Origin of the sequence: Streptomyces sp. Ac-502, assembly GCF_045222935.1 — a bacterium.
In the GTDB taxonomy this organism is placed as follows: Bacteria; Actinomycetota; Actinomycetes; order Streptomycetales; family Streptomycetaceae; genus Streptomyces; species Streptomyces monomycini.
Genome location: NZ_JBHFFO010000001.1, coordinates 5,854,156 through 5,880,919, shown reverse-complemented (window position 1 = coordinate 5,880,919; position 26,764 = coordinate 5,854,156). Strand labels below are relative to the sequence as shown.

The 26,764-nt window shown below is 70.2% G+C and carries 21 protein-coding genes, 1 tRNA gene and 2 pseudogenes; 13 read left to right on the top strand and 11 right to left on the bottom strand.

Features of this window, described 5'->3' with window-relative positions; translation table 11 throughout:
• Positions 1-3: 3 nt before the first annotated feature.
• The 12 genes from ACEXOX_RS26690 (at position 4) to ACEXOX_RS26635 (ending at position 9,109) form a co-directional block, all read left to right on the top strand.
• Positions 4-336, top strand: a complete 333-nt coding sequence (locus ACEXOX_RS26690) for a hypothetical protein (RefSeq protein WP_030019276.1) — start codon at positions 4-6, stop codon at positions 334-336.
• A gap of 48 nt (positions 337-384) precedes the next feature.
• Positions 385-696, top strand: a complete 312-nt coding sequence (locus ACEXOX_RS26685) for a pore-forming ESAT-6 family protein (protein ID WP_030019277.1) — start codon at positions 385-387, stop codon at positions 694-696.
• Between the two features lie 126 nt (positions 697-822).
• Positions 823-1,320, top strand: a complete 498-nt coding sequence (locus ACEXOX_RS26680) for a DUF6507 family protein (RefSeq protein ID WP_406523751.1) — start codon at positions 823-825, stop codon at positions 1,318-1,320.
• Positions 1,271-2,536, top strand: coding sequence for a hypothetical protein (locus ACEXOX_RS26675; RefSeq protein ID WP_406523750.1), 1,266 nt, complete (start codon positions 1,271-1,273; stop codon positions 2,534-2,536). The genes ACEXOX_RS26680 and ACEXOX_RS26675 overlap by 50 nt, the downstream gene beginning before the upstream one ends.
• A 362-nt stretch (positions 2,537-2,898) precedes the next feature.
• A complete protein-coding gene (locus ACEXOX_RS26670; protein ID WP_406523749.1) occupies positions 2,899-3,816 on the top strand; it encodes a hypothetical protein in 918 nt (305 codons plus the stop codon).
• Positions 3,817-3,866: 50 nt separating this feature from the next.
• On the top strand, positions 3,867-4,238 hold the full coding sequence (locus ACEXOX_RS26665) for a hypothetical protein (protein WP_406523748.1): 372 nt from the start codon (positions 3,867-3,869) through the stop codon (positions 4,236-4,238).
• Between the two features lie 26 nt (positions 4,239-4,264).
• The gene (locus ACEXOX_RS26660; RefSeq protein ID WP_406523747.1) at positions 4,265-4,564 is read left to right on the top strand and encodes a hypothetical protein; all 300 of its coding nucleotides are present in this window, start codon (positions 4,265-4,267) and stop codon (positions 4,562-4,564) included.
• 401 nt (positions 4,565-4,965) lie between these two features.
• Positions 4,966-5,370 (top strand): hypothetical protein, encoded by a 405-nt coding sequence (locus ACEXOX_RS26655; protein WP_406523746.1) that lies wholly within the window; start codon positions 4,966-4,968, stop codon positions 5,368-5,370.
• A gap of 145 nt (positions 5,371-5,515) precedes the next feature.
• Complete coding sequence (locus tag ACEXOX_RS26650; protein WP_406526478.1) at positions 5,516-6,334, top strand: immunity 49 family protein; 819 nt, start codon at positions 5,516-5,518, stop codon at positions 6,332-6,334.
• Between the two features lie 406 nt (positions 6,335-6,740).
• Positions 6,741-7,193, top strand: a complete 453-nt coding sequence (locus ACEXOX_RS26645; RefSeq protein WP_406523745.1) for a hypothetical protein — start codon at positions 6,741-6,743, stop codon at positions 7,191-7,193.
• A gap of 668 nt (positions 7,194-7,861) precedes the next feature.
• Positions 7,862-8,455, top strand: coding sequence for a hypothetical protein (locus tag ACEXOX_RS26640; RefSeq protein WP_406523744.1), 594 nt, complete (start codon positions 7,862-7,864; stop codon positions 8,453-8,455).
• A gap of 480 nt (positions 8,456-8,935) precedes the next feature.
• The gene (locus ACEXOX_RS26635) at positions 8,936-9,109 is read left to right on the top strand and encodes a hypothetical protein (RefSeq protein ID WP_406523743.1); all 174 of its coding nucleotides are present in this window, start codon (positions 8,936-8,938) and stop codon (positions 9,107-9,109) included.
• Positions 9,110-9,439: 330 nt separating this feature from the next.
• Here ACEXOX_RS26635 and ACEXOX_RS26630 read toward each other — a convergent pair.
• From ACEXOX_RS26630 to topA, 6 genes and pseudogenes are all read right to left on the bottom strand, one after another.
• Positions 9,440-9,516: transfer RNA gene (locus ACEXOX_RS26630), tRNA-Thr, on the bottom strand.
• Positions 9,517-9,576: 60 nt separating this feature from the next.
• Positions 9,577-11,174 (bottom strand): annotated as a pseudogene (locus ACEXOX_RS26625) (alpha/beta hydrolase).
• A gap of 192 nt (positions 11,175-11,366) precedes the next feature.
• Positions 11,367-12,596: a DNA polymerase III subunit delta' gene (locus ACEXOX_RS26620; RefSeq protein WP_406523742.1), complete on the bottom strand. Its 1,230-nt coding sequence runs from the start codon at positions 12,594-12,596 to the stop codon at positions 11,367-11,369.
• 213 nt (positions 12,597-12,809) lie between these two features.
• Positions 12,810-16,196, bottom strand: a pseudogene (gene tmk, locus ACEXOX_RS26615) (dTMP kinase).
• 63 nt (positions 16,197-16,259) lie between these two features.
• Complete coding sequence (locus ACEXOX_RS26610) at positions 16,260-16,520, bottom strand: hypothetical protein (protein WP_406523741.1); 261 nt, start codon at positions 16,518-16,520, stop codon at positions 16,260-16,262.
• 14 nt (positions 16,521-16,534) lie between these two features.
• Positions 16,535-19,399, bottom strand: coding sequence for a type I DNA topoisomerase (gene topA, locus ACEXOX_RS26605; RefSeq protein WP_406523740.1), 2,865 nt, complete (start codon positions 19,397-19,399; stop codon positions 16,535-16,537).
• A 630-nt stretch (positions 19,400-20,029) separates the two neighbouring features.
• Between topA and ACEXOX_RS26600 the strand changes: the two genes are divergently transcribed.
• Positions 20,030-20,440 carry a DUF2752 domain-containing protein gene (locus tag ACEXOX_RS26600; protein WP_406523739.1) on the top strand — a complete coding sequence of 137 codons (411 nt, stop codon included), beginning with the start codon at positions 20,030-20,032 and terminating at the stop codon, positions 20,438-20,440.
• A 112-nt stretch (positions 20,441-20,552) separates the two neighbouring features.
• On the opposite strand, the gene ACEXOX_RS26595 is transcribed toward ACEXOX_RS26600, so the two are convergent.
• The 5 genes from ACEXOX_RS26595 to ACEXOX_RS26575 all read right to left on the bottom strand — a co-directional run bounded on the left by ACEXOX_RS26595 (position 20,553) and on the right by ACEXOX_RS26575 (position 26,649).
• On the bottom strand, positions 20,553-20,963 hold the full coding sequence (locus ACEXOX_RS26595; RefSeq protein WP_406523738.1) for a hypothetical protein: 411 nt from the start codon (positions 20,961-20,963) through the stop codon (positions 20,553-20,555).
• Between the two features lie 299 nt (positions 20,964-21,262).
• The gene (locus ACEXOX_RS26590; protein WP_406523737.1) at positions 21,263-21,454 is read right to left on the bottom strand and encodes a hypothetical protein; all 192 of its coding nucleotides are present in this window, start codon (positions 21,452-21,454) and stop codon (positions 21,263-21,265) included.
• 97 nt (positions 21,455-21,551) lie between these two features.
• Positions 21,552-23,102: a methyltransferase gene (locus ACEXOX_RS26585; protein ID WP_406523736.1), complete on the bottom strand. Its 1,551-nt coding sequence runs from the start codon at positions 23,100-23,102 to the stop codon at positions 21,552-21,554.
• Positions 23,103-23,466: 364 nt separating this feature from the next.
• Positions 23,467-24,048, bottom strand: coding sequence for a small secreted protein (locus tag ACEXOX_RS26580; RefSeq protein WP_406523735.1), 582 nt, complete (start codon positions 24,046-24,048; stop codon positions 23,467-23,469).
• Between the two features lie 204 nt (positions 24,049-24,252).
• The gene (locus tag ACEXOX_RS26575) at positions 24,253-26,649 is read right to left on the bottom strand and encodes a sodium-translocating pyrophosphatase (protein WP_406523734.1); all 2,397 of its coding nucleotides are present in this window, start codon (positions 26,647-26,649) and stop codon (positions 24,253-24,255) included.
• Positions 26,650-26,764 lie beyond the last annotated feature (115 nt).

Here is a 26,764-nt window from a genome sequence, read left to right as displayed (position 1 = left end):
CCGATGAAGTTCGACATGGGGGCACAGACGCTCTCGACCCTGAGGTCACAGTCCCAGGGCTCGGGTTCGGAGCTGGGGGCTCTGATCCATCAGCTCGTGCAGGCCGCGCAGCCGCTGGAGAGCAAGTTCAACGGATCGGGCAAGGCCGCGTTCGACTCGTTCAAGTCGCGCGCCGACGAGATCACGGCGGCCCTGAACAGCGCGCTGTCCGCCATCGTCGGCGGCCAGTCGGGCATGGAGTCGGCGTTCGGCTCCGGTGACCAGGAGCAGGCCGACAACGCCCGGTCGCAGATGGCGGCGGCGAACTTCGACGCGGCGCGCTTCTCCGGCCGCTGACGGCCGGCTGCCGAAGAAGGAACCGGAAACCTCAGGGGGATGATCGTCATGGCAGCTGGAATGGACCGCCGTTCGTACGACACGGGCGCGTCGGCGGAGGCACAGGGCAACATCCAGGCCGTGATCGCACGCCTGGAACAGGTGATCACGGAACGCGACGCACAGGTGAAGGCCGCGATGGCCGACTTCACGGCGGACGGTGTCGCGGACGAGTACCACGGCAAGGAATTGCGCTGGAACCGGGCGTCCCAGGAGGTCAGGAGCATCATCCAGCTCCTGCGCACGACGCTGGAGAAGAACGACGGCACCGCGCACCAGACGCTCGCCCGCGCGAAGGCCGCGGTCGACAACATCGGCTGAGCCGGCCCGGCGCGTCGGGGGGAACGCTTCTCCGTGACGCGCCGGCGGCTGGAGAGCCACGGGGTGACGGCGCCGCCGCACGGTGCGTGCGGGCGGCGCTACAGTTTTGCAGCCAGGGGGGCATACATGGCGTCATGGGACATTCAGCCACAGGGGGTCCAGGGCCAGTTGAAGGTCGTCGGCACGCATGCCGAAGACCTGGGCAAGGCCCTCAACACGCTGCTCACGGACCTCCAGGAGGCGGCCCGGGTGGCCGGCACGGCCGTGCCCGGCTCGCAGGCCACGACGCTGCCGGACGGGGCGCCGGTACTGACGACGGCCAAGCCGGTCGGTCCGGTCGCTCCCGACAGGATGCCGCAGAAGGCGACGGGGCCGGTCGCCGCCGCGCTGGTCGAGTACGCCTCCCGGCGCCAGGAAGACATCAAGGCGATGGCCGATCGCGTCCAGGCCGCCGTCCTGGGCGCCGCTCAGGCCACCAACGAGTACGTCGAGGGTGACCTGGAATCGGCCAGGAACGCCCAGAACGCCGCCCGGGCCGTGCGGCTGGACGCTCTGAAGACCTTCGGGGGAAGCAGTGAGCAACGCGCCGGTCGACCCGGCCGAGGTGCCGGTCTACACCGGTGACCTGGGCAGCCTCCAGGCCAAGGTGAAGTCGCTGGCCCAGGGCGGCACCAAGGTCAAGACCGCCGGCTCGGACGTCCACACGTCCTTCGGCGGCCTGTCCGCCTTCTACCAGGCCCCCGAGGCCGAGCAACTGTTCGCCGTCACCGAACCGGTGGCGCGTACGGCACGGACCCTCGGCGACGAGATGCAGACCGTCTCCAAGGCCCTGGGCACCTACGCCCAGGAGATCACCCCGCTGGTCGACCAGCTGAACCGGCTCAGGCAGGAAGCCGCCGACTTCCGGGCCAACGACGCCGCCGACGACGACTGGGACGAGGACGGCGATCTGATCGAGGAGAACCTCGCCCGCCGTAACAAGATCGCCGAAGTCTGGACCGCCTTCCAGACGGCCGAACGAGAGTGCCACGCGAAGATCGTCGCCCTGGTCGGCGGCACCGCACTCAGGACGAACGACGGAACCAACCAGGAGGGCATGTACGGCTACGACGCCGAAGCCCTCAAACAGTCCAAGAGCCTGCCCTGGGGAGACGCGGTAGAGGAATCGGTCCCCGCCTGGCAGGTGTGGGAGCACGTCTACGACTTCGGCAAGGGAGTCGTCGTCGACGGCCTGTGGGGCACCGTCAGGGGCCTGGGCACCCTGGTCGGCGTCGACGGCTGGGACGCCGCCGGCGCAGCCTGGGTCAACCTGGCCAAGCTCTCCACCGCCATCACCATCGCCGCCATCCCCGGCCTGGGCGCCGCCTACCTGACCGTACCCGGCACCATGCTCCCCTCCTGGCTGCGGGACTCACGCACGGCGATGGCCGAAACCGGCAAGGCCATGCTGGCCTGGGACCAATGGGGCTCCAACAACTCCCGCGCCGCGGGCGCCGCCACCTTCAACGTCCTCACCGCCCTCCTCACCCGCGGCGGCGGCACAGCCGTATCCGGCGCAGGCAAAGCAGGAACCGCCGCCAAGGCCCTCTCCCTCGCCGGCCGGGTCGGCCAGGCCATCGACCCGATGACGTACGTCTTCAAAGGGGCGGGGGCGGGCCTGTCCAAAATCGGCGACGTACTCCCCCACCTCAAGAACCTCCGCGGCATCGAACTCCCGGAATTCCCCCACGACACCGTCGCACTCCCGCACGGCGCCCGCCTGACCACCGACGGCACCATCCACCTCCCCCGGGCCAGGCCACCCCGGAAGGCTTCACCCGACTCCCCGACGGCACCGTAAAAGCCCCGGCCCACCTCACCCTCCTCCCCCCGGGCACCGTCCGCCTCCCCACAGACGGCCCCCCACGCTTCCTCGCCGAAGACGGCACCATCTACAAGCCGGACGGCAGCATCGAGCATCACGCACAGACCGCACCAAGAGACATCACGTCCAGGCCGGCGGACGGCGCGGACCAGCCCCGGGTCAACTCCCCGAGCCGTCAGGAACAGGCGGTGGTGGCGGGTGTCGGCGGGCGGGGCGATGAAGTTGTTCGCGTCGGGTCGGAGATGTCCGGGGTGGAGCGGGTCGGGAGTGAACCCGGGCATGGTGGCGGCAGAAGCGACACCAGGGGTAGCCACTCCATCGGCAGCACCGTCGACCACATGCCCGTCAGCAAGCACTCCCCGGACGAAAGCGCCTCACACACACCTGACGCCGGCGGCGGGTCGGACCACACCTCTGGAGCCGGTCACATCACCGAAGCCCGCAGCGGCGGCAACGGACCCGGCAGCGATCCGTCCACCCCGCACAAGGGGGACAGCCCCATCGGCACCGGCGGGTCACATGACCTGCCCGGCACCGGCGACTTGGACAGCCTCGGTCACACCGGCGACGATGTGGTCGGCCACGAATCGGTCCGGCACGACTCTGAGACTTCGCCTCTTCCGGGCAATTCTGAAGCCAGACCGGACGGCGCTCGATATGTCGAAGAGCCTGCTCTCGAAGATGCCCAGGCGGCACGCTTCTACGACGAGGTGCGCGCAAACCCGGACGTCCTGGACATCAACGCAATTTCGAGTAACACCGGCATCAACACGCAAGTGCTGGACCGTGTACGGAGCCATTTCTTCCTCACCAAGCATCTGGTCACACAGGGGCCCGACGCAACTCACTTGGCGTATTTCACACCCCGTGGCGACCTGGCTGATATTTGGCAGGCAGCAGGGCAGCGCAGCCTGTCACCTGAGGAAACGATGAAATTTGAGCGCTATATCGCCCACGAGTACATGGAGAGCCATCTGATCGAAGCCGGCGTGCCTTATTTGCGTGACGAGCCGCACCTTTGGGAACATTTTCAGAATCCGGACGAGTCAGGGTACTATCGCGCCTGGCCTCGTGAACCGTCCGACGCGGGCGCCCACGAGCTCGCAGCCAGTGAAAACAGAGGCGGACTCAACCACTTGCGCAGCATGGGCTTCGATGTTCCGAACGTCGAGCTGACGCCCAACCTATCGAACATCGATGAGGTGGTGGCAGCCGTCTTCCAGGAACTGCGATCGAAGGGAATTGACCTGAAGTGAACGACCGAACGAAATCCCCCATGCTCAATCGCCTCCGAGCCGTAACCTGGATGGGCGACTGGGACCAAGCGTTCGGGCATGTCATGTCACGTCGAATTCTGCTGCGCGAATACATGCGTCGGGCCGCCCTGTGGGCTCGAACTTGCTCGGCCGAGAACGCGTGGCCCTTCTTTGACGCCACTCAGCATATGACCCCGGAACTTCACCTTTCTCCGGAGATCATCGAGGAACTCCAGGCTTTCCTGAGCCGCGTGCCCAACGATGCCGTCAAACGCACCTGTGCGGGCGCGGTACGTCTGGCGGAACTCCGCAGGCAGACCCCGGAAGCGGTTCCCGATCTTCCCGATCTCTACGAGCCGCTGGTCCTCTTCTACGAGCGAGGGGAGAGTTCGTCCGTGACAATGCGGGTTTCCTCGACCTGACCGGAGTCCTCTTCCGGCCCGGAACCTTGGACGGCCATCTGGGCACCCCGCCCCTGGAAACCCTCAGCAGCACCGTTCTTGATGCCGTCGACGCCGAAGGACGTATCTCCTACTACACCGAAGCCGACCGCCAAGGCCCACTATTGAGGCGCCGAAAGCTGCGCGGCGAGCAACACGATGAGGCGTTCGACCGCAGCGACCGATGGGTACCGACGGACCGGATTCCCGATACGGAAACCGCGGTCAAGGAGGCGGGCCTCGTGGAACTCGATGAGATCGTGGCGGCCAACCTCATCGGAGCGACGCTGGTCAGCGCTGCTCAGTAGAGCGAAGCGCGACGGCCCCGGACAGAAGACACCCGCCGTCACTTCCACAGCGCCCGACGCGCGATAACACAGGCGTTGGCGGTATTGGCCGGCCCCAACGCGAACGGGCGATAGAGCTGATGTGATCGAGTTGGAGAGGTTGCGTGAGCTCGCGGGTGAAGGTCCCCGAGTTGGAGGCCGGTGTACAGGCCCCGAGGAAACCGGCTGACTCGGCAGCGGTGACGGACATGACCCCTTGAGTTCACGGCGCTCCGCCGCTCGCATGGAGGGCTCGGCGTGGATCGCCAGTTGAGCACCACCAGCCGCCCCAGCCAGGTGGGTAAGCTACCCGGTGACCCCCACCGACATAATCCCGTCGGAAAGGTAGTCAAGTTGGAGTGGACCGAGCGGGCCGCCGATTAATGGAGGTCGTAGAAGTTGAAAATGCTCCACTCGCCGAGGAAATCAAAGCACAAGGCCAGGAAAAATTTGAGCAGGTACCCATCGCCCAACTGTCAGGGCGACTGGATCCTTCGCTGCGCGAGCCGCCGGCCAGTTACTTGTCCGAAGCGCACTCCCTACTGACCACCGGCAACATCCAAGACCCGATGGACACAGAAAAAGGGCTCGTCGCCCCTTTCGGGTTCTGCACCGATGGCGAATGGGCCTGGCCTGCATACTGGGGGTACTTCGTTCGGGAGTACGGGGTGCGGCTACCCAGCGAATTCACTGAACACGCACGGGAACAAAAGTTCACTCCCTTCTCCCTGCCCGACGAAGAACTGTTTCGAGCAGAGAAGGAATTCGAGGAGCAGTTCTTCGACTGAAAGTCACTGATTGGATCCTGCGTCACTGGAGTGGCGCTGGTTCGAGGTAGACAAAGGCAGGCTGGAACTGTTATCGAATTCTGCGATACCTGACGCGGAAAACAACACTCGAATGGTGCCGCACCAGGACTACGAGAAGGATGATATGGCAGCGGTGATTCCTGTAATGGAGGGGTCGCTGTCCTATTCGTTGGAGGAGATCGAGACCTCGCAGAGCTCCAGGTCGGGCGCAGTCATGAGGTCGCTGAACGTCGCCCTGGTCCGCTGCGTCGGTGACCCCGGTGCCGTCTTGTTGGAGACCTGGGAGTCCTGGCTGCTGGCCATGCAGGTGCACTCGGCCGTCTTCGCCGCCGCCGCTCCCGACCGGAAAACGGTCACCTGCAAGATCCGCCAGGAGAAACGCCACCTCGTCGCCACCGGGCCGCAGGCCTACCTCAATGCGAACACCTGGCTCAACGCCTTCTACCTAGCAGTCATCTGCCGAGAAGCAGCCCGCCTGGACATGCTGGCCCGGATTCCGGTCTCCCTGCTGCGCGACTTCGGTGGCGAACTGGACGAGTACACCTACTCCTGGGTGGAGACCCTCCAGAGCTTCTGGCTCCACCGGGACGACCTGCGCACGCACCTGGTGCGCGCCGTGGACCTGAGCGCTCCCGAGCACGCCCGCGTCGTCGACGCGGAGACGATGACCAAACTCCGCTACCCACCGATCATGATGCTCTACCGCTACCTGCGCAACGACGCCGCCGGCTTCAACGAGGCCCTGGCCGACGCCGTCCGCTGGCACAAGGAGTACTGGACCGCCGACGAGGATCGCGCCCAGAACATCGAGGGAATCGTAGCCATCGCTCCGCTGGCGATCGCCTGCCTGGCGAAAGCCAACGGCGTCCCGGCCGAGGTCGAGACCGACTACCTCCCCAAGGCCCTCCTGGACTTCGCCTGGCGCGGCGAGTTCGACGCGTGACACCGCACCTCACGTAAGGCGCACGCGCGACCATCGTCGTCCCACGCCACACATTCCGTACGCACAGCGTGGCCGTGATCACGGCGCCGCTCGGAGCGACCGCTCAGGAAGCCGTCGGGGGTGGAGGCCTCCGAGGACGACTGCTACGACCATTGGCCTGCCCACTGGGCGCAGCAAGTGGCGCTGCCTCTAGGCCCCCGGTTCGGACGAGCTCAAGGCGAGGGCCTAGAAGGAGAGACCTGACGCACCAACGCCCAGGAGATCACCCCGCTGGTCGACCAGCTGAGGCGTCGACGGCTGGGACGCCGCCGGCGCAGCCTGGGTCAACCTGGCCAAGCTCTCCACCGCCATCACCATCGCCGCCATCCCCGGCCTGGGCGCCGCCTACCTGACCGTACCCGGCACCATGCTCCCCTCCTGGCTGCGGGACTCACGCACGGCGATGGCCGAAACCGGCAAGGCCATGCTGGCCTGGGACCAATGGGGCTCCAACAACTCCCGCGCCGCGGGCGCCGCCACCTTCAACGTCCTCACCGCCCTCCTCACCCGCGGCGGCGGCACAGCCGTATCCGGCGCAGGCAAAGCAGGAACCGCCGCCAAGGCCCTCTCCCTCGCCGGCCGGGTCGGCCAGGCCATCGACCCGATGACGTACGTCTTCAAAGGGGCGGGGGCGGGCCTGTCCAAAATCGGCGACGTACTCCCCCACCTCAAGAACCTCCGCGGCATCGAACTCCCGGAATTCCCCCACGACACCGTCGCACTCCCGCACGGCGCCCGCCTGACCACCGACGGCACCATCCACCTCCCCCGGGCCAGGCCACCCCGGAAGGCTTCACCCGACTCCCCGACGGCACCGTAAAAGCCCCGGCCCACCTCACCCTCCTCCCCCGGGCACCGTCCGCCTCCCCACAGACGGCCCCCCACGCTTCCTCGCCGAAGACGGCACCATCTACAAGCCGGACGGCAGCATCGAGCATCACGCACAGACCGCACCAAGAGACATCACGTCCAGGCCGGCGGACGGCGCGGACCAGCCCCGGGTCAACTCCCCGAGCCGTCAGGAACAGGCGGTGGTGGCGGGTGTCGGCGGGCGGGGCGATGACGTGGTGCGGGTGAGGTCGGAGGTTTCGGATCCGGCGGAAGCCGGGGGCAGGGTGGGCCGTGGCGGCGAGGCGGGCGACAACATCCCCACGGGCCGTGCGGGAAGCCAGGCGAACACTTGCCCGCTAACAGTCTGGGTGACAACTCAACCAGGGGCGGGCCTACAGGGAACTACCTCAAGGGCAATGGCGATTCCGCGGGCGGGGGCACGGCACCGGGAACGCTCAGGAGCTTCCGCACCGGGGAAGCCACGGGGACCGGCCGTACAGCGGACACGACAGTCCGGCATCACCGGATACCGGCTTCGGGGGCAGCGGGGGGACCGGTGGTGACGGTCCCGGAGGTACCCCCGGATCCGGCGTCCCTGACGGTCAGCCGCCCGTGCATCTGGAGGGTGACCGCGTAGCGCAACAGCCCATTGGCGAAATGGCTCCCGAGCAGGTGGAAGCCGTGACCACGGCCTTGACCGAGGCGAAAGTGCCGCCAGTGGACCAGGAGCGCATGTTGACCCAGCTCCGGAAGTCGGGGTACGGAGGCGCTGTCGCCGAGCACATTGCCAGTGGACGATTCGCCGGTTTCCCTGGCTACAAGGACCTCATTTATCAGGTGAAACAAAAAGACATGCTGCCGGCCGTCCATCAAGCGCTGGAGCATGCAGCCGAACTACAGGCCAAGAACGTGGAGAACATCGGATTCGAGCTGAAACTTCCGGACCAAAAGCTCGATTTGGACGTCCTGGTGAAATCCGAGAATGGAATCGAGTATGGCGCCCAGCTTAAGGATGTACAGAGCGCCGACGGCATCAAATCGGCAGTGTCTAAAATCGCAGAAAAACAACTCGCAGGTCCCGGCGTGAGAACCAAGGTAGCGATTCTCGACATCAACGATATGAAAAGTTCCCTGACCGATCGCGCCTTGCGTAACGTTCAGAGGGCTGCGGACCGGACCAACGCCTACTTCGAGCTACGATTCAGCGACGGCTCTCTGACCGTCTTCCCGACCAGTGCAAACAAACCGTGAGGAACCCGAATTGTCGACTCTGATGCGAGCACCCAAGGAGGTCGGCTCGTGGTTCTGGGACCTCGAGGACGTGACGGCGCCAGGCCTGGAACCGGCTCTGCACACAGCCGCCCGCATGTCTGCCCTCCTGCGGGAGGAGAGCTTGCTGGAGCCTGCATCACTGGAATGGTCCTGGTTTGAGGTAGGCAAGGGAGGGCTGGGAATTCACAGCCGCCTCGACATCGTCGGGCGCTCTCTGAACGATGCCGGGATCGCCGAACAGGCACGAAAGTGCCAGCCGGCCGGCTATCCTGCGGCCGAGATGTCCGCGATCTTGGTCGCAGGGACAGGCTCATGGCTGGATTCTGATGGAAACCGGCGTAGCGAACCTCGTCTGGTCGAACTCACCGTATCTCCCGACCCGGTCGGCCCTTTCGCGGAACTGTCCGTGTACCACGACGTCTGGAGCCCGTGCGACTTTCGGAGTACCCCCACCCAGCGGTGCACGCCCACAATGCCCCTCGCCTGGCGGCAGCACTGCGCGGCCTCGAAAGTTTGCTGGGCATCGAAGCCGAGCCTGGCGAGCCAACCTACTTCGGGACCTCAGAGAAGTACGGAATCAAGGGTCCCGACATCATTGACGGGCTCGGTCCCGATCTGACCGACCTACTCTGACGTGACCCGACCAGCCACCGAGAGAGATCTCGGATCGCCTCACACAGAGTCCTCTGAGGCGCGACGGCGATGTTCGCAATTCCAGCGACGCCACCATGCACGTAAGAGTCCCCGGGACAGCGTCGAAGAAACCCCGAAAGGCGGCCGCCACCAGCGGCCGCCTTTGATGGCACGCGCCCCGGTGCGGCACCGGGCGTCTTCGCCACCCATCCGGCGGGACAGTCACCGAACCCGCAGAAGCGCTCACGCCACTTCCACTCCGAAAGACATGCACCCATCAGGGGAGTACCACAAAGGGCCAGATCAGAATCTTCTGATCTGGCCCTTTCATGGAGCCGCCTGGGGGAGTCGAACCCCCGACCTACGCATTACGAGTGCGTCGCTCTGGCCGACTGAGCTAAGGCGGCGTGGTGCGGAGCCCAGTCTACACATCGGATGGGGGTGGTCCGAACCGGGTTGGGGTGGGGTCAGGTGCAGTGCTTGTCGGGGGGTGGGGGTGTGCCTTCGAGGAGGTAGGTGTTGATGGTGGTGTCGGTGCAGTCGCTGCCGCGGCCGTAGGCGGTGTGGCCGTCGCCCTCGTAGGTGAGGAGGGTGGCGGAGGAGAGCTGGGAGGCCAGGGAGCGGGCCCAGGGGTAGGGGGTGGCCGGGTCGCGGGTGGTGCCGACGACCAGGATCGGGGCGGCGCCCTCGGCGGTGATGCGGTGGGGTTCGCCGGTGGGCTCGACCGGCCAGTACGCGCAGTTCAGGGCGGCCCAGGCGAAGCTTTCGCCGAAGACCGGGGAGGCCTTGCGGAAGGCGGGCAGGGCGGCGCGTACCTCGTCGGGGCCGGAGAAGGCGCCGGGGAGGTCGAGGCAGTTCACGGCGGGGTTGGCGAACATCTGGTTGGCGTAGGTGCCGTCGGGGTCGCGTTCGTAATAGGAGTCGGAGAGGGCGAGCAGGCCGCGGCCGTCGCCCTTCTGGGCCTGGGCGAGGTATTCGCGCAGCACCGGCCAGGCGCCCTCGTCGTACATGGCGGCCGTCACGCCGCTGGTGGCGAGGGATTCGGTGAGGGTGCGGGGGCCGCCGGCGGGGGCGGGGTGGGCGTCGAGCTGTTTGAAGAGGGCGCTCAGGCGGCGGCCTGCTTCCTCGGGGCCGCCGGTGCCCAGAGGGCAGTCGCGTTGCTTGGCGCAGTCCTTGGCGAAGGCGGTGAAGGCGGTGTTGAAGCCGGCGGTCTGGTCGCGGTTCATCGTCCGGGCGGGCAGCGAGGGGTCCATCGCGCCGTCGAGTACGAGGCGGCCGACGCGGGAGGGGAAGAGGCCGGCGTAGGTCGCGCCGAGGAAGGTCCCGTAGGAGGCGCCGACGTAGGTGAGTTTGTCGTCGCCGAGGACGGCGCGGAGAACGTCCATGTCGCGGGCCGATTCGGCGGTCGAGACGTGGCCGAGGCGGGCTCCGGTGCGGGCACGGCACCCTCGGGTGAAGTCGCGCACGGCGCTGACGAGGCGGTCGACCTCGGCGTCCGAGTCGGGGGTCTGGTCGACGCGGGTGTAGGCGTCCATCTGGGAGGTGGACAGGCAGCTGACCGGCTCGCTGCGGGCCACGCCGCGCGGGTCCATGGCGACCATGTCGTAGCGGGCCCGGACGGCGTCGGGCTGTGGCGCGTACTGCTGGAGGTAGTCGATCGCCGAGCCGCCCGGACCGCCCGGGTTGACCATGAGGGAGCCGAGGCGGCTGCCCGGGCCCGTGGCCTTCTTGCGGGAGACGGCCAGCTTCAGGTCGGTGGCGGCGCTGGGTTTCGCGTAGTCGAGGGGGCCTTCATCGTCGTGCACTCGAAGCCGACGATGCCGCACTCGCGCCAGGTGAGTTTCTGGTCGTAATACGGGCGGAGGGCGGCGGGGACGGCGGTGGGGAGGGGTTTGAGGGTGGCCGTCGCCGCGTCGGGCATGGCGTCGGCGTCCGTACGGCCGTGTGGCGGCTGCCCGGAGGCCGCGGCGCCGGGCGAGGAGTCACCCGAGGAGCAGCCGGAGACGAGTAGCACGGTAGCGGTCAGGACGGTACCGGCGGTGCGGAGCAGGCGGCTGGTTGCCATGGGCGGTCCCTCGGTCCCTGAGGAGAGGAAGGGGGTGGGAGTGGGAGGAGGAGAGGGGGTGTGGTGGGGGTGTTGGGGACTTCGGGTTGATTCGGGTGGTGGACGGAGCGTATCCGGGTCGGGACGGTCCGTGGGGGTGAGTGGGTACGCTCGTACGGGTGAGGGGTGTGGCCGGGGAGGGACGGGTGGGTTTCAGCCTTGGCGGAGGGCGGCGGTCATCGCCTCGACCGCCAGGAGGGGCGCCACGTTGCGGTCGAGGGCCCGGCGGCAGGCGATGACCGCCTCTATCCGGCGCAGGGTGCGCTCCGGGGACGAGGAGGAGGCGATGCGCCGGATGCTGTCGCGGACCTCGTCGTTGGCGAGGGGGACCGTGGCGTTCAGCTGGACGGCGAGGACGTCGCGGTAGAAGCCGGTGAGGTCGGTCAGGGCGAGGTCGAGGCTGTCGCGCTGGGTGCGGGTGGAGCGGCGCTTCTGCTTGTCCTGGAGCTCCTTCATGGCGCCCGCGGTGCCGCGCGGCAGTCGGCCGCCCGTGCCGGCGGCGGCGCCGAGGGCGGCGCGCAGCTCCTCCGTCTCCTTGGCGTCGACGTCCTCCGCGACCTGCTTGGCGTCCTCCGTCGCGGCGTCGATCAGTTCCTGGGCGCCCTTGAGGCAGCCGCCGATGTCGTCGACGCGCAGGGGCAGCTTGAGGACGGCGTCACGGCGGGCGCGGGCGCGCTCGTCGGTGGCCAGGCGGCGGGCCCGGCCGATGTGTCCTTGGGTGGCCCGGGCGGCGGCCGCGGCGGCGTCGGGATCGATGCCGTCCCGGCGGATCAGGACGTCGGCGACGGCGGCCACCGGCGGCGTGCGCAGGGTGACGTGCCGGCAGCGGGACCGGATCGTGGGCAGGACGTCCTCGATGGAGGGGGCGCACAGCAGCCAGACCGTACGGGGGGCGGGCTCCTCGACGGCCTTGAGGAGGACGTTGCCCGCGCCCTCGGTGAGGCGGTCGGCGTCCTCCAGGACGATGACCTGCCAGCGGCCGCCGGACGGCGACATGGAGGAGCGGCGGACCAGGTCGCGGGTCTCCTTCACGCCGATCGAGAGCAGGTCCGTACGGACGACCTCGACGTCGGCGTGGGTGCCCACCAGGCTCGTGTGGCAGCCGTCGCAGAAGCCGCAGCCGGGGGCGCCGCCGAGCGCGCGGTCCGGGCTGACGCACTGGAGCGCGGCGGCGAAGGCGCGGGCGGCGGTGGACCGGCCCGAACCGGGCGGGCCGGTGAACAGCCAGGCGTGCGTCATCTTGGACGCGCCGGACTGCGCTATCGGGTCGGCGCCGTTCGCGGCCGCGCCCTCGGCGGTGACCAGCGCGTCCGCGTCGCGTGCGGCAGCGGCAAGCTGCTCCGTCAGGCGTTCCTGCCCGACCACGTCGTCCCACACAGCCATCTCGCTGCCCGCCGTTCCTGTCCGTCCTGCCCGTGCCGTCGCGCCGCCTCGCGCCGCTCGTTCTACCGCGCCGTCGCCCAGCGCCCCACGCTCGTCCCATTGTGGGGCCTCCCACTGACAACGCGGGCAGGGAGGGAGAGGGGTGAGCCCCTGGGGTCCGTCGGAGACGGTTCCCAGGGGCTCACCTTTTTACGGACACATCGACCGCCCGCCTCAGCCCCGGCGCCCCCGTCGGCCGCGGCCCCGCTGTTCGTCCTCGTCCTCGCGCGGGCCGAGGAGTTCGTCGGCCAGCGTCGGCAGGTCGTCCAGCGGGGTCTCCTCCGCCCAGGCCGGGCGGCGGCGCGGTGCGGGCTGGACCGGTTCGCCGGTGGCCGGGTCGATCTGCGGGAGTTCCCTCGTACGTTCCGCGCCCGCGACACCGGAGTCGTTGGAGGCATGGGAGGCGTGGGAGGCGTGGGAGGCGCCGTGGCCACCCGGGGCGTGGGACGCGCCCCGCTCCCCCGTACGGCCGTCGTGCTCCTTGCGGAACATCCACTCGGGCACCCGGTCCGCCGGGTCGTCCCCCCGCCGCACCTCCTCGCGCTGTTGCCAGCCCTGGCCCGCCTCGGGGCGTACGGGCGGCAGCACCGCGGTCTCGTCGGAGGCGCCGGGGGCTTCGTCCCGGTGCTGCGGCAGGACGGCCGTTTCCTCGGCGTCCGAGGAGGGGGCGGGGACGAAGACGACGAGGACACGGCCGCGGACGAACGGGACGACGGCTCCCGCTCCGTACGGCCGTGCCGCTCCAGCCCCGCCATCGGCGTCTCCGTCGTAGGCGCCTCCGCAGCCTCCGCGGCCTCCGCCGCCCTGGCCGCCTCTTCGCGGGCCTTGCGCGCGGCCTCGGCCTTCTCCTTGGCCCGTGCTTCCGCCTCGGCCTTGGACTTGGCCTCTGCTTCGGCCGCGGCTGCCAGGCGGGCCTGCTCGGCGCGCAGCAGGGCCTCTTCGGCCTTGCGCTGCTTCTCCAGGCGGCGTTCCTCCGCTTCCTTGCGGAGCCGTGCCTCTTCCTCGGCCTGTTTGCGGAGCCGTTCCTGCTCGGCCTGCCGCGCGCGCTCTTCGGCCTCGCGCCGCTGGCGCTCCTCCTCGGCGGCCTTGCGGGCCTCCTCGGCGCGCTTGCGGGCTTCTTCGGCCTGGCGGGCGGCTTCGCGTGCCTTGGCCTCTTCGATCTCGCGGCGCTTGCGCTCTTCCTCCTCGGCGCGCAGCTTGGCGAGCTGCTCCTGCCGTTCGCGCTCCTTGCGCTCCTCCTCGGCCTTGCGCGCGGCCTCTTCCTCGGCCTTGCGCCGGGCTTCCTCCTCGGCGGCCTTGCGGGCCTCCTCCTGGGCCTTGACCTCGGCCTCGGACAGCGGCAGCACCTGGTCGAGGCGGTGGCGTACGACGGTGGTGACGTCCTCCGGCTCCTGGCCGGCGTCCACGACCAGGTAGCGCGCCGGGTCGGCGGCGGCCAGGGTCAGGAAACCGGAGCGGACGCGCTGGTGGAACTCGGCCGGCTCGGACTCCATCCGGTCCGGGGCCTCGGTGAAGCGCTCGCGGGCGGTCTCCGGGGAGACGTCGAGGAGCACGGTCAGGTGCGGTACGAGGCCGTCGGTGGCCCAGCGGGAGATGCGGGCGATCTCGGTGGGGGCGAGGTTGCGGCCCGCGCCCTGGTAGGCGACGGAGGAGTCGATGTAGCGGTCGGTGATGACGACCGCGCCCCGTTCGAGGGCGGGGCGGATCACGCTGTTGACGTGCTCGGCGCGGTCGGCGGCGAACATCAGCGCCTCGGCGCGGTCGGAGAGGCCCGAGGTGGACACGTCCAGGATGATCGAGCGCAGCCGCTTGCCGATGGCGGTGGCGCCCGGCTCGCGGGTCACCACGACCTCGTGGCCCTTGCCGCGGATCCATGCGGCGAGCGCCTCGACCTGGGTCGACTTGCCGGCGCCGTCGCCGCCCTCCAGGGCGATGAAGAAGCCGGTGGGGGCCGGTGCCTGGTCCGGGTCGCCGCCGCGCAGGGCCTCGCGCAGGTCACGTCCGAGGGGGACGCCCTGCCGGTCGTCGACCTTGCCGAGCACCCAGGCGGCGACCGGCAGCAGCAGCGCGCCGACCAGCATCAGGGTGAAGGCCGCGCCGCCGTGCGAGAAGACGTTCTTGTCGCCTGCCAGGTGGTGCGGGCCGATGGCCCCGGCGAGCAGCGGCGCGACGATGACGGCCAGCGCGACGACGAGCCGGACGACCGCGTGCAGATGATCGGTCGTACGGGCGGAGCGGGACGCTTCGGTCTCCTGGTCCAGGAGCGTGTGGCCGGTGTTGGCCGCGACGCCCGCCGCCACTCCGGCGAGGAGCGTCAGCAGGACGACCGTCGTGGTGTCCGGGACCAGCCCGGCCGCCAGCAGGGCCAGGCCCGTGACGGCCACGGCGAGGGCCAGGAGGCGGCGCCGGGACAGCGCGGGCAGCACCTTGCGCGCGCCGCGGATGCCCGCGACCGGGCCGGCGCTCAGGCCGAGGACCAGCAGTCCGAAGGCGACCGGTCCGCCGCCGAGGTCACCGGCGTGCAGGACGGCGACGGAGACGGCCGCGGCGATCGCGCCGGCCACCGCGGCGCAGGCCAGGACCAGCAGCGGTACGGCGTTGGTCCGGCCGCGGTCGACGCCGGCGTCGCTCTTGGGACGGCGCAGGCCCTCCAGGGGGAGCGCGGGCGCGGAGTCTGCGTACCGGGGAGTTCGAGGAAGTACAGGATCGAGATGGAGGCGGCGAACAGGCCGGAGGCCACGTACGAGGCCAGCGCGGCCTGGTGGTCGGCGAACCAGCCGATGCCGTTGGCCAGCAGCCTGCTGACCAGCGCGACGACGATCAGGCCCGCGGCGGCCAGCGGCAGCGAGACGAAGGCGGTGCGCAGCGACAGGCGGCGCAGCGCGTCCAGGTTGTCCGGCAGCGGCCGGACGGAGGGGCCTTCGGTACGGTCCGCCTGGCCGGACGCCCCCGAGGCCGGGGACGAGACCCGGGCCGAGGAGGAACCGCGGGCCGGGGACGAGACCGGGGCCGGCGGCGGCGCGGGCAGCAGTCCGGGCGCCGCGCTCTCCCGCGCGACGGTCCAGAAGCGCTCGGCCACGCCGCTGACGAAGACCGTCACCAGCAGCCAGATCAGCGCGGTGTCAGGAGTCCAGTCGATCCACAGCGGGGCCACGACCAGCAGCGCCAGCCGCACCCCGTCCGCCCCGATCATGGTCCAGCGGCGGTCCAGCGGACCGGACGGCGCGGTCAGCGCGGACAGCGGGCCCAGCAGCACCGCCCCGGAGAGCAGGGTGGCCAGCATCCGGGCCGCGAAGACGGCGGCGACGGCCAGGGCCGCGCCGCGGTAGCCGCCGCCGAAGGCCGCCTGGCCGCCGAAGGGTACGTACACCGCCGCTTGCAGCGTCAGCAGTACGAGCACCAACAGGGCCAGGGCATCGCCGATCGCCCCGACGAACTGTGCGCTCCAGAGCCGCTTCAGTGGGGGAAGCGGAGCAGGGCTCGCACGGCGCGCTCGCGGGAGTCCGCGACGAGGGCGCCGGATGTGGGGGTCACGACCGTAGGAGGCTCGGCACGCGTCATTCCGCCAGCCTATCGGCCGGATATGACAGGTCCAGCTCCCACCCGAACACACGGGCGGGTGGTTCAGTCCTCCAGCAGTACGGCGTCGAAGATCTCGATCACCACGATGACGAGCAGACCGTGCGCGACGACGTATTCGACGAGGAGACCCGCCGCCACTTGGGCCTTGCGGTTGTCCTCGTGCGTGCCGACGTGAGCGGTGGCCTTGTGGTACGGGTCGAGAGCGAGCTCGGCCAGCCCGCGTTCGAGCAGTTCCCGCCGCCCGGGAGCCATGGCGTCCGCCGTCACCTTCGCCTCGACGGTGTAGGTGACGCGGTACGCCATCGCGCTGCCCCCGCTCAGCTCTCCACGCTCTCCGCGGCCGCCGTCTTCTTGGCGGCCGCAGCCGTGGTCTTCTTCGCGGCGGTCGTCTTCTTCGCCGTCGTGGTCTTCTTCGCGTCCGTCGTCTTCTTGGCAGCCGTCTTCTTCGCCGGGGCCTTCTTCGCGGCGGTCTTCTTCGCCGTCGTCTTCTTGGCCGGGGCCTTCTTGGCGGTCTTCTTCGCCGGGCCCTTCGCGCGCTTCTCGGCGAGCAGCTCGTAGCCGCGCTCCGGCGTGATCGTCTCGACGTCGTCGTCCCGCCGCAGCGTCGCGTTGGTCTCGCCGTCGGTGACGTACGGACCGAAGCGGCCGTCCTTGACGACCACCGGGCGCTCGCTGACCGGGTCGGTGCCCAGTTCCTTCAGCGGCGGCTTGGCGGCGGCCCGGCCGCGCTGCTTGGGCTGCGCGTAGATGGCGAGGGCCTGCTCCAGCGTGATGTTGAAGATCTGGTCCTCGCTCTCCAGGGAGCGCGAGTCGGTGCCCTTCTTCAGGTACGGGCCGTAGCGGCCGTTCTGCGCGGTGATCTCGACGCCCTCGGGGTCCTTGCCGACGACGCGCGGCAGCGACATCAGTTTGAGCGCGTCGGCGAGGGTGACGGTGTCCAGGGACATCGACTTGAAGAGCGAGGCGGTACGCGGCTTGACCGCGTTCTTGCCGGTCTTCGGGGTGCCCTCGGGCAGGATCTCGGTGACGTACGGGCCGTAGCGGCCGTCCTTGGCGACGATCTGGTTGCCGCTGTCCGGGTCCATGCCCAGCTCGAAGTCGCCGCTCGGCTTGGCGAGCAGTTCCTCCGCGTAGGCGACGGTCAGCTCGTCGGGCGCCAGGTCCTCCGGCACGTCGGCGCGCTGGTGGCCCTCGGAGTCCTTCTCGCCGCGCTCCACGTACGGGCCGTAGCGGCCGACGCGCAGCATGATGCCGTCGCCGACCGGGAAGGAGGAGATCTCCCGGGCATCGATCGCGCCGAGGTCGGTGACCAGTTCCTTGAGGCCGCCGAGGTGGTCGCCGTCGCCGTTGCCGGCCTCGGAGGCGGCACCGGCCGCCTCGCCCACGCCGAAGTAGAAGCGGCGCAGCCACGGCACGGACTGGGCCTCGCCGCGCGCGATGCGGTCGAGGTCGTCCTCCATCTTGGCGGTGAAGTCGTAGTCGACGAGCCGCCCGAAGTGCTTCTCCAGGAGGTTGACCACGGCGAAGCTCAGGAAGGACGGCACCAGGGCGGTGCCCTTCTTGAAGACGTAGCCGCGGTCCAGGATGGTGCCGATGATCGACGCGTACGTCGACGGGCGGCCGATCTCGCGCTCTTCCAGCTCCTTGACCAGCGTGGCCTCGGTGTAGCGGGCCGGGGGCTTGGTGGCGTGGCCGTCCGCGGTGATCTCCCGCGCGCTCAGCGGGTCGCCCTCGGCGACCTGCGGCAGGCGCCGCTCGCGGTCGTCCAGCTCGGCGTTCGGGTCGTCGGCGCCTTCCACGTACGCCTTGAGGAAGCCGTGGAAGGTGATGGTCTTGCCGGAGGCGCTGAACTCGGCGTCCCGGCCGTCGGCCGTCCGGCCGCCGATCTTGACGGTGACGGAGTTGCCGGTGGCGTCCTTCATCTGGGAGGCGACGGTGCGCTTCCAGATCAGCTCGTACAGCCGGAACTGGTCACCGGTCAGACCGGTCTCCGCCGGGGTGCGGAAACGATCACCCGAAGGCCGGATCGCCTCGTGCGCCTCCTGCGCGTTCTTGACCTTGCCGGCGTACGAGCGCGGCTTGTCCGGCAGGTACGCGGCGCCGTACAGCTGTGTGACCTGCGCGCGGGCCGCGGAGATCGCGGTGTCCGACAGCGTCGTGGAGTCCGTACGCATATAGGTGATGAAGCCGTTCTCGTACAGCTTCTGCGCCACCTGCATGGTGGACTTCGCGCCGAAGCCCAGCTTGCGGCTGGCCTCCTGCTGGAGGGTGGTCGTACGGAACGGGGCGTACGGGGAGCGGCGGTACGGCTTGGACTCGACCGAGCGGACCGCGAAGTCGGTGTTCTCCAGGGCGGCGGCCAGCGCGCGGGCATTGGCCTCGTCCAGGTGGAGGACGTCGCTGTTCTTGAGCTGCCCGTTGGAACCGAAGTCGCGGCCCTGGGCGACGCGGCGGCCGTCGACCGTGGACAGGCGGGCGGCCAGGGTGGACGGGTCGCTGACGTCGCCGGCCCGGCCGGTGGAGAACGTGCCGGTCAGGTCCCAGTACTCGGCGGAGCGGAAGGCGATGCGCTCGCGCTCCCGCTCGACGACGAGGCGGGTGGCCACCGACTGCACCCGGCCGGCCGACAGGCGCGGCATGACCTTCTTCCACAGGACCGGCGAGACCTCGTAGCCGTAGAGGCGGTCGAGGATGCGGCGGGTCTCCTGGGCGTCGACGAGCTTCTGGTTCAGCTCGCGCGGGTTGGCGACGGCGGCGCGGATCGCGTCCTTGGTGATCTCGTGGAAGACCATCCGGTGGACCGGGACCTTGGGCTTGAGGATCTCCTGGAGGTGCCAGGCGATGGCCTCGCCCTCGCGGTCCTCATCGGTGGCGAGGAAGAGTTCGTCGGACTCGGCCAGCAGCTCCTTGAGCTTCTTGACCTGGTCCTTCTTGTCGCTGTTGACGACGTAGATCGGCTGGAAGTCGGCGTCGACGTTCACGCCGAGACGGGCCCAGGGCTCGCCCTTGTACTTCGCCGGGACCTCCGCCGCGCCGTTCGGGAGGTCGCGGATGTGCCCGACGCTGGCCTCGACCACGTAGCCGGGGCCGAGGTAGCCCTTGATCGTCTTCGCCTTGGCAGGCGACTCGACGATGACGAGTCGGCGGCCGCCGCCCTGTGCGGTCTCGCTGGTCGGGGACAACTTCGCTCTTCTCTCCGGTCGACGCTGGGGGTAACCCCCGGGCCGGAGCTCTGGGGGACACTGCGGTGACGCTTGACGCTGCGGAGTGTGACGGTACATCCCGCCCTCGTGTCAAACGGAAAAACCCCGCAACGCCACTCGAACGGTAACCCGACTACATGCCTTCATGCCGCCCGGACCGGATACGGGCCGGTGCGGGAGGCCGCGCCGGGCCGGACACAGGCCGGTGCCGGTGCCGGTACGGTCCCGGTCGGCGACGGGGGCGCGGTACGGCGGGGCGTCCGGCCGGCGGGCGGCGCCGACGGGCCGGACGGTGGCCGTATCCGTTCCCACCCCGTACTGTCCCCTCTCGACCGTGCCCTCTCACCCGGTGCCGCCGTCCTGGCCGGGGCGGGGCGTGGCTGATGCCCAGTGGCTGATGCGAAGTCGCTGGTGTGGCGTTGCTGATGTCACCGGTGGGAAGTCGCTGGTGTGAATGAAGAGGCGGGGACGGCTGGAGTATCTGGGATGTCTGGAGTGGCTGGTGGGCGTTTGCGGGGCGGGGGCCGTCGCCCGGGCAGCACGCGTTTGTCCTGAATCAGGGCAACTACGCCAGGTCGTCGCGCCGGGGCCCGGCGCGGTGAGCACTCCGTGAACGCCCCCTCCTCCCCCACCGCCGTACGGAACGCGACGTTGCGCCGCGCGGCGGTCGCCGTCGGTGTCGGTGCTCTCGGCGCGGTCTACCTGTGGCACACCGATCCCCACGAACCGGGGCAGATACTGCTTCCGTGTCCGTTCCGCTGGGCGACCGGGCTGCTCTGCCCGGCCTGCGGCGGGACCCGGATGGCGTACGACCTGATGCACGGCGACCTCGTGACCGCCTTCCACGACAACGCCGTCCTGCTGACCCTGGGCGTGCCGGCCGCCGCGTACATGACCGGGCGGTGGCTGTACGCGGGACTGCGCGGGCGCCGGTTCCGGGCCCGCCTCGGGGCGCGCGGCAACGTCGTCGTCCTCGGCGCCGCCGCCGTCTGGATGCTGGTGCGCAATCTCACGGGCTGACCGGGCGTTCGACCCGGCGGACAGTGCCCGTACGCGAACGGCCGCCGGGCGCGCCGCGGGGAAGCGGCGCGCCCGGCGTACCGTGCGTCGTGGTGGTGCCCTACGGCGTGTTTCAGCGCACGGTGACCGTGATCACCGGGGAGATCGCGCCACCGCCGGCGATCCGCAGCTGGTTGACGCCCTTGATGCCCAGCTTGACGCGGAGCGAGTAGGCGCCGGTCTTGTTGGTGGTGACGCTCGCGGGCAGCGAGACCCACTTGGCGCCCTGCTTCTGCTGGACGGTGACCTTGGTGCCGGCCTTGATGCCGGTGGAGGTGCCGGAGATACGGAACTCCTGCCAGGCCTTCACCGCGTTGGTGCTCGCCTTGGCGGTGAGCGTGGCCTGCTGCGGGGCCTTGGCGGCGACGCTGTGGGCGACCGGGGACGCGGGGGCCGCGGGGGCGGCGGAGGCGGCGGCCGCGGTCCCGGCGACGAGTGCGGCGCTGAGAACCCCTGCGGCGGTGAGGCGGTATGCACGGTTCATAACGTGTTCCTCCCTGTTGGGCCGGTTGATGGCCTTCACTCAGGAACACGGGCAGATGGCCGTTCCGGTTGCTTCACGGGCGAGTGGTTTTGCGCGTGGTTTGCCCGGTGGGGCGGGAGTGAACAGGCCGCGGCCGCAATGCAGTTGAGCGGGCAACGAACAAGGCGGCGTGCGGGGCCGCGGGCGCTTCTTGCGAAGACGAACGGGGAGAGCGGCGCGTTCCCTCGGCAGGCTCCCGAGAACTTCCGAGGGCCCCTGAGAACATGCGTACGCTCCCGGCGGCCTGCCCCCGCCCGCCCCTACAGCAACAGCCAGCACCCCGTCCCCAGGAACAGCACGCCGAAGAGCAGCGCCAGCGCCGTACCCGACGACCGGCTCACCCCGTCGGCGACCGGTTCCCCGGCCCGTACGCACGCGCCCGTCCACACCAGCAGGCCGGCGCCGAACAGCGCGAAGGCCACCCCGGCGAACGCCTCGGGACCACTCTCCATGCGGGCAGAGTGGCAGCCCCGGGCGGCGCGGCGGCGAACCTGAGGTGAAGGCCGCCCGTACGACTTCATCGCCGCCCTCCCGGGGCGGGCCGGGTCCTCAGTCCGTACCGGCCGTCACCGGCTCCAGGAAGCCCTGCTCGACCAGGGTCCGGATCGCGTCCGGCGTACGGTCGCGCAGCAACACGGGATCCTCGCCGACCAGTTGAGCGATCGCGTCGAGGATCCGTCCGGCGGGCAGCGAGCCGTCGCAGACCCCGGCGAAGCCCGCGCCGACCGTGTCCACCTTCGTGGCGCGCCGCATGCCGCGGTTCTGCCGCAGGACCACGTGCTCCGGGTCCTCGGCGCCGGGCAGCCCGACCTGTTCCTGCACGACCTCGTCGGCGAGCCGGAAATGGCCGGCCAGCAGGGCCGCGTCGTCCGTGGCGCGCAGGTAGTCCTGGCGTTCGAAATGCCGGACGACCGCGGTGCCCAGCGGCTGCTCGACCGGGTGCGGCCACTCCTCGACGGTGATCGACGGGTCCGCCGCGCCGGACTTGCGCAGGGTGATCCACCCGAAGCCGACGGCCTTGGTCCCGCGGGCCTCGAACTCCTCCAGCCAGGCGTCGTAACGCGCCGCGTACTCCTCGGGGGTCGTACGGTGGTCGCCGGCGTCCCGCAGCCACAGCTCCGCGTACTGCGTCACGTCCTGGACCTCGCGCTGCACGATCCACGCGTCACAGCCGCGCGGCACCCAGGAGCGCAGCCGGTCGTGCCAGTCCTCGCCCTCGACGTGCTGCCAGTTGGCGAGCAGCTGGCAGTACCCGCCGTCGTTCAGGTGGTCGGCGGCCTGCTGGACGATGGTGCGGCACAGGTCGTCGCCGCCCATCCCGCCGTCCCGGTAGGTCAGCCGGGCGCCCGGCGAGATCACGAAGGGCGGGTTGGAGACGATCAGGTCGTACGTCTCCTCGCCCACCGGGTCGAACAGCGAACCCTCGCGCAGGTCCGCGGCCGGCGCGCCGGACAGCGCCAGCGTCAGCCCGGCGATCCGCAGCGCCCGCGGGTTCAGGTCCGTGGCCGTGACCTGCGTCGCGTACGCGGAGGCGTGCAGCGCCTGGATGCCGGAGCCGGTGCCGAGGTCGAGGACCCGGGCGACGGGGGTGCGGACCGCGATGCCGGCGAGCGTCGTGGACGCGCCGCCGACACCGAGCACCAGCTGCGCGCGGTCCACGCCGGCGGCCTCCTCGGCGGCCCGGATGCCGCCCGCGCCGCCGACCGCGCACCCGAGGTCGGAGACGATCCACCAGTCCTGGCCGTCGGGGCCGCCGTACGGGCGCACGTCGACGCTCGCCCGGACCTCGTCGCCGTCGCGCACCAGCCAGCCGTCGGCGAGGCAGTCGTCCACCGGCAGCGCGGCGGCGGCCCGGCCGTACGGCACCGGTCGCTGGAGCAGGAACAGCCGCACCAGGGTGGGCAGCGGGCCGTCGTCCCGGGTCGCGCGGAGCGCCGGGACGGTCTCGCTGCGGGCCAGCGCGGCGTAGGCGGGCGCGCCGAGCAGATCCAGCAGGCCGTCGGCGGTGAACGCGGCGTCACGCAGCGCGTCGCGCAGCCGGGCCGTGCGGGCGGCGGAATCGGGGTCTCGGAGGTCTGCGGTGGGGAGGTGCGTACTCACGCTCCCATTGTCAGGCCAACCACTGACAAACGGCCACGGCCCGGCCGCCCCGCGGCCACCGGGGCGGGGCGGGCGCGAGCGGCGGGGCGGGGTGGGCGCGAGCGGCGGGGCGGGGTGGGCGCGGGCAACGGGGTACGCGGACAGCATGTCGGCCGTGTCGCGGCGTCTCGGCCGTGCGTCGGCGCGTGGCGGACACAGGACCGCCGGGGCCGACGGCGTGTCGGACACGGACCGGGCCGGCCCGCCTGATGGCGTGTCGGACACGGACCGGCGCACCTGACGGCGTGTCGGACGGGCCCGGCGCGCTCATGGGCGCGGACGGTGACCGTACGGCGCCCGCCGCGCCCCTCGGCCGCTTCCTCGGCTACTTCTTCGGCGCGGCCGACCCGCCGCCCTCGGTCGCCTTCTGGTTCTGGCAGCCGGACTGCCCCGCCATCGCCTTCTTGACGTCGCCGGACTCCAGCTTGCTGAACGCCTGCTCGCTCTTCTTGTTGAGCTTGTTGATGCCGTCGGACAGCGACCGCAGGCCGTCCGCGAACTTGCCCTTGTCCCCGGTGTCCAGGCCGTCGACCTGCTTCTTGAGGTCGGCGTAACCCTTGGAGAGGTCGTTGAGCTCCTTGACCGCGTTCTTCTGGGACTCCTCGCCGCCCTCGGCGGGCGGCGCGCCGGCCTGGTCGAGCGCCTTCGCCAGCGACGCGTAGGCGTCGGAGATCTGCTGGAACGCCTTGGAGTCGGCCTCCTGGACCTTCTTGGAGTCGGTGCCGCCGCTGTCGGCCGTCTGCATGGACGTGTTGGCGTCCTGGATCTTCTTGAACTGGGCCTGGGCGGGGTCGCAGAACTTCTTGGCCCAGGCGTCGAGCTTATTGTCACCGTCGTCGCTGCAGCCGGTCAGCGCGAGCATCAGTGCCGCGCCGCCGGACAGCGCGGCCACAAGCTTCTTCTTCACCGGATCGGTCCCTTCCATGGCTCTCGGCCCCGGAACATACACGTCCGAAGGCCCCCGGCCGTGAGCCGGTCGGTCCGTACGCCCCTCATTGCAGCCATTTGCACCAAGCCCTGTGACGCGGCCGGGCGCACAGCAGTGCGGGCGGAGCGCGTGCTCAAAGCACGCCCTCCGCCCGCCCGTTGAGCGGCGCGAACGCCCCGCCCGCTAGGAGACCACCGCCGGGTCGGCGGTCTGCGCCACCTTCCCCGCGTTGTTGTCTTCGTCACCCACCGCGATGCCGCGACGCTTGGAGATGTACACCGCGCCGACGATGACGGCGATCGCCACACCGGCGGCCACGATCCGTACGCCGGTGCTCTTGTCCGCGCCGTAGCTGAACTTCACGACGGCCGGTGCGATCAGCAGCGCGACCAGGTTCATGACCTTCAGCAGCGGGTTGATCGCGGGGCCCGCGGTGTCCTTGAACGGGTCGCCGACCGTGTCGCCGATGACGGTCGCGGCGTGCGCCTCGCTGCCCTTGCCGCCGTGGTGGCCGTCCTCGACCAGCTTCTTCGCGTTGTCCCAGGCGCCGCCCGAGTTGGCGAGGAAGACCGCCATCAGGGTGCCGGTGCCGATGGCGCCCGCGAGGAACGAGCCGAGCGCGCCGACGCCGAGCGAGAAGCCGACGGCGATCGGTGTGAGCACCGCCAGCAGGCCGGGCGTGGCCAGCTCGCGCAGCGCGTCCTTGGTGCAGATGTCCACGACACGCCCGTACTCGGGCTGTTCGGTGTAGTCCATGATCCCGGGCTTCTCGCGGAACTGCCGCCGCACCTCGAAGACGACCGCGCCGGCCGACCGGGACACCGCGTTGATCGCCAGCCCCGAGAAGAGGAAGACGACGGAGGCGCCCAGCACCAGGCCGACCAGGTTGTTCGGCTGCGAGATGTCCAGGCTCAGGCCCATGCCCCGGGCGGAGTCGCCGACGTCCCGTACGGCGGTGGCGATCGCGTCGCGGTACGAGCCGAACAGCGCGGCCGCGGCCAGTACCGCCGTGGCGATGGCGATGCCCTTGGTGATGGCCTTGGTGGTGTTGCCGACGGCGTCCAGGTCGGTGAGGACCTGCGCGCCGTCGCCGGTGACGTCGCCGGACATCTCGGCGATGCCCTGGGCGTTGTCGGAGACCGGGCCGAAGGTGTCCATCGCGACGATCACGCCGACGGTGGTCAGCAGGCCGGTGCCGGCCAGCGCCACCGCGAACAGCGCCAGCATGATGGACGTACCGCCCAGCAGGAACGCGCCGTACACGGACAGGCCGATCAGCACCGCGGAGTAGACCGCGGACTCCAGGCCGAGGGAGATACCGGAGAGCACCACCGTCGCCGCGCCGGTCAGCGAAGACTTGCCGACGTCCCGTACGGGCCGCCGGCTGGTCTCCGTGAAGTAGCCGGTGAGCTGCTGGATGAGCGCGGCCAGCACGATGCCGATGGCGACCGCCACCAGCGCCAGCACCCGCGGATCGCCACTGCGGCCCAGGATCGCCGGGTCCGTGACGCCGGACAGGTCGGCGTAGGAGGACGGCAGGTACGTGTAGACGGCGACGGCCACGAGGACCAGCGAGATGGCCGCGGAGATGAAGAAGCCGCGGTTGATGGCGGTCATGCCGCTGCGGTCGGAGCGCCGGGGCGCCACGACGAAGATGCCGATCATGGCCGTGACCACGCCGATGGCCGGGACCAGCAGCGGGAAGGCCAGGCCCGAGTCGCCGAAGGCGGCCATGCCCAGGATGAGGGCGGCGACCAGCGTCACGGCGTACGACTCGAAGAGGTCGGCGGCCATGCCGGCGCAGTCGCCGACGTTGTCGCCCACGTTGTCCGCGATGGTCGCGGCGTTGCGCGGGTCGTCCTCGGGGATGCCCTGCTCGACCTTGCCGACGAGGTCGGCGCCGACGTCCGCGGCCTTGGTGAAGATGCCGCCGCCGACCCGCATGAACATCGCGATCAGCGCGGCGCCGAGGCCGAAGCCCTCCAGGACCTTGGGGGCGTCGACCGCGTACACGAGCACCACACCGGACGCGCCGAGCAGGCCGAGCCCCACGGTGAACATGCCGACGACGCCACCCGTACGGAAAGCGATCTTCATGGCCTTGTGCGAGACGGCCGTGAGATCCTTTTTCGGCTCGCCCTCGGCCGGTGTGGCTTCCCGGGCGGCGGCCGCGACGCGCACATTGCTGCGCACCGCCAGCCACATCCCGATATAGCCGGTGGCGGCCGAGAAACCGGCGCCGATCAAGAAGAAGACGCTGCGCCCGGCGCGCTGCGTCCAGTCGTCCGCGGGAAGCAGCATGAGCAGGAAGAACACCACCACGGCGAATACGCCCAGGGTGCGCAACTGCCGGGCGAGATAGGCATTCGCGCCTTCCTGCACGGCGGCGGCGATCTTCTTCATGCTGTCGGTTCCCTCACCGGCGGCGAGCACTTGCCGCACCAGCACCGCCGCGACGGCCAGTGCCGCGAGCGCCACGACGGCGATCACCAGCACCATGCCGCGGTTGCCCGACGTCAGCGATGGCTCGGCCAGGTAAGAGGGATGTTCCAGCAACTGAGGGGTGTAAGGCCCCGCCATTCGTCCTCCTTGACGTTTGGCACATGGGCGCGCGGAAGCACGCTCAGGCGTCCTGAGCAAAGTTGTGGACGGATTGTAGGTAGCGGCACCAGATCAAAACAGGGCGCCTCAAAGG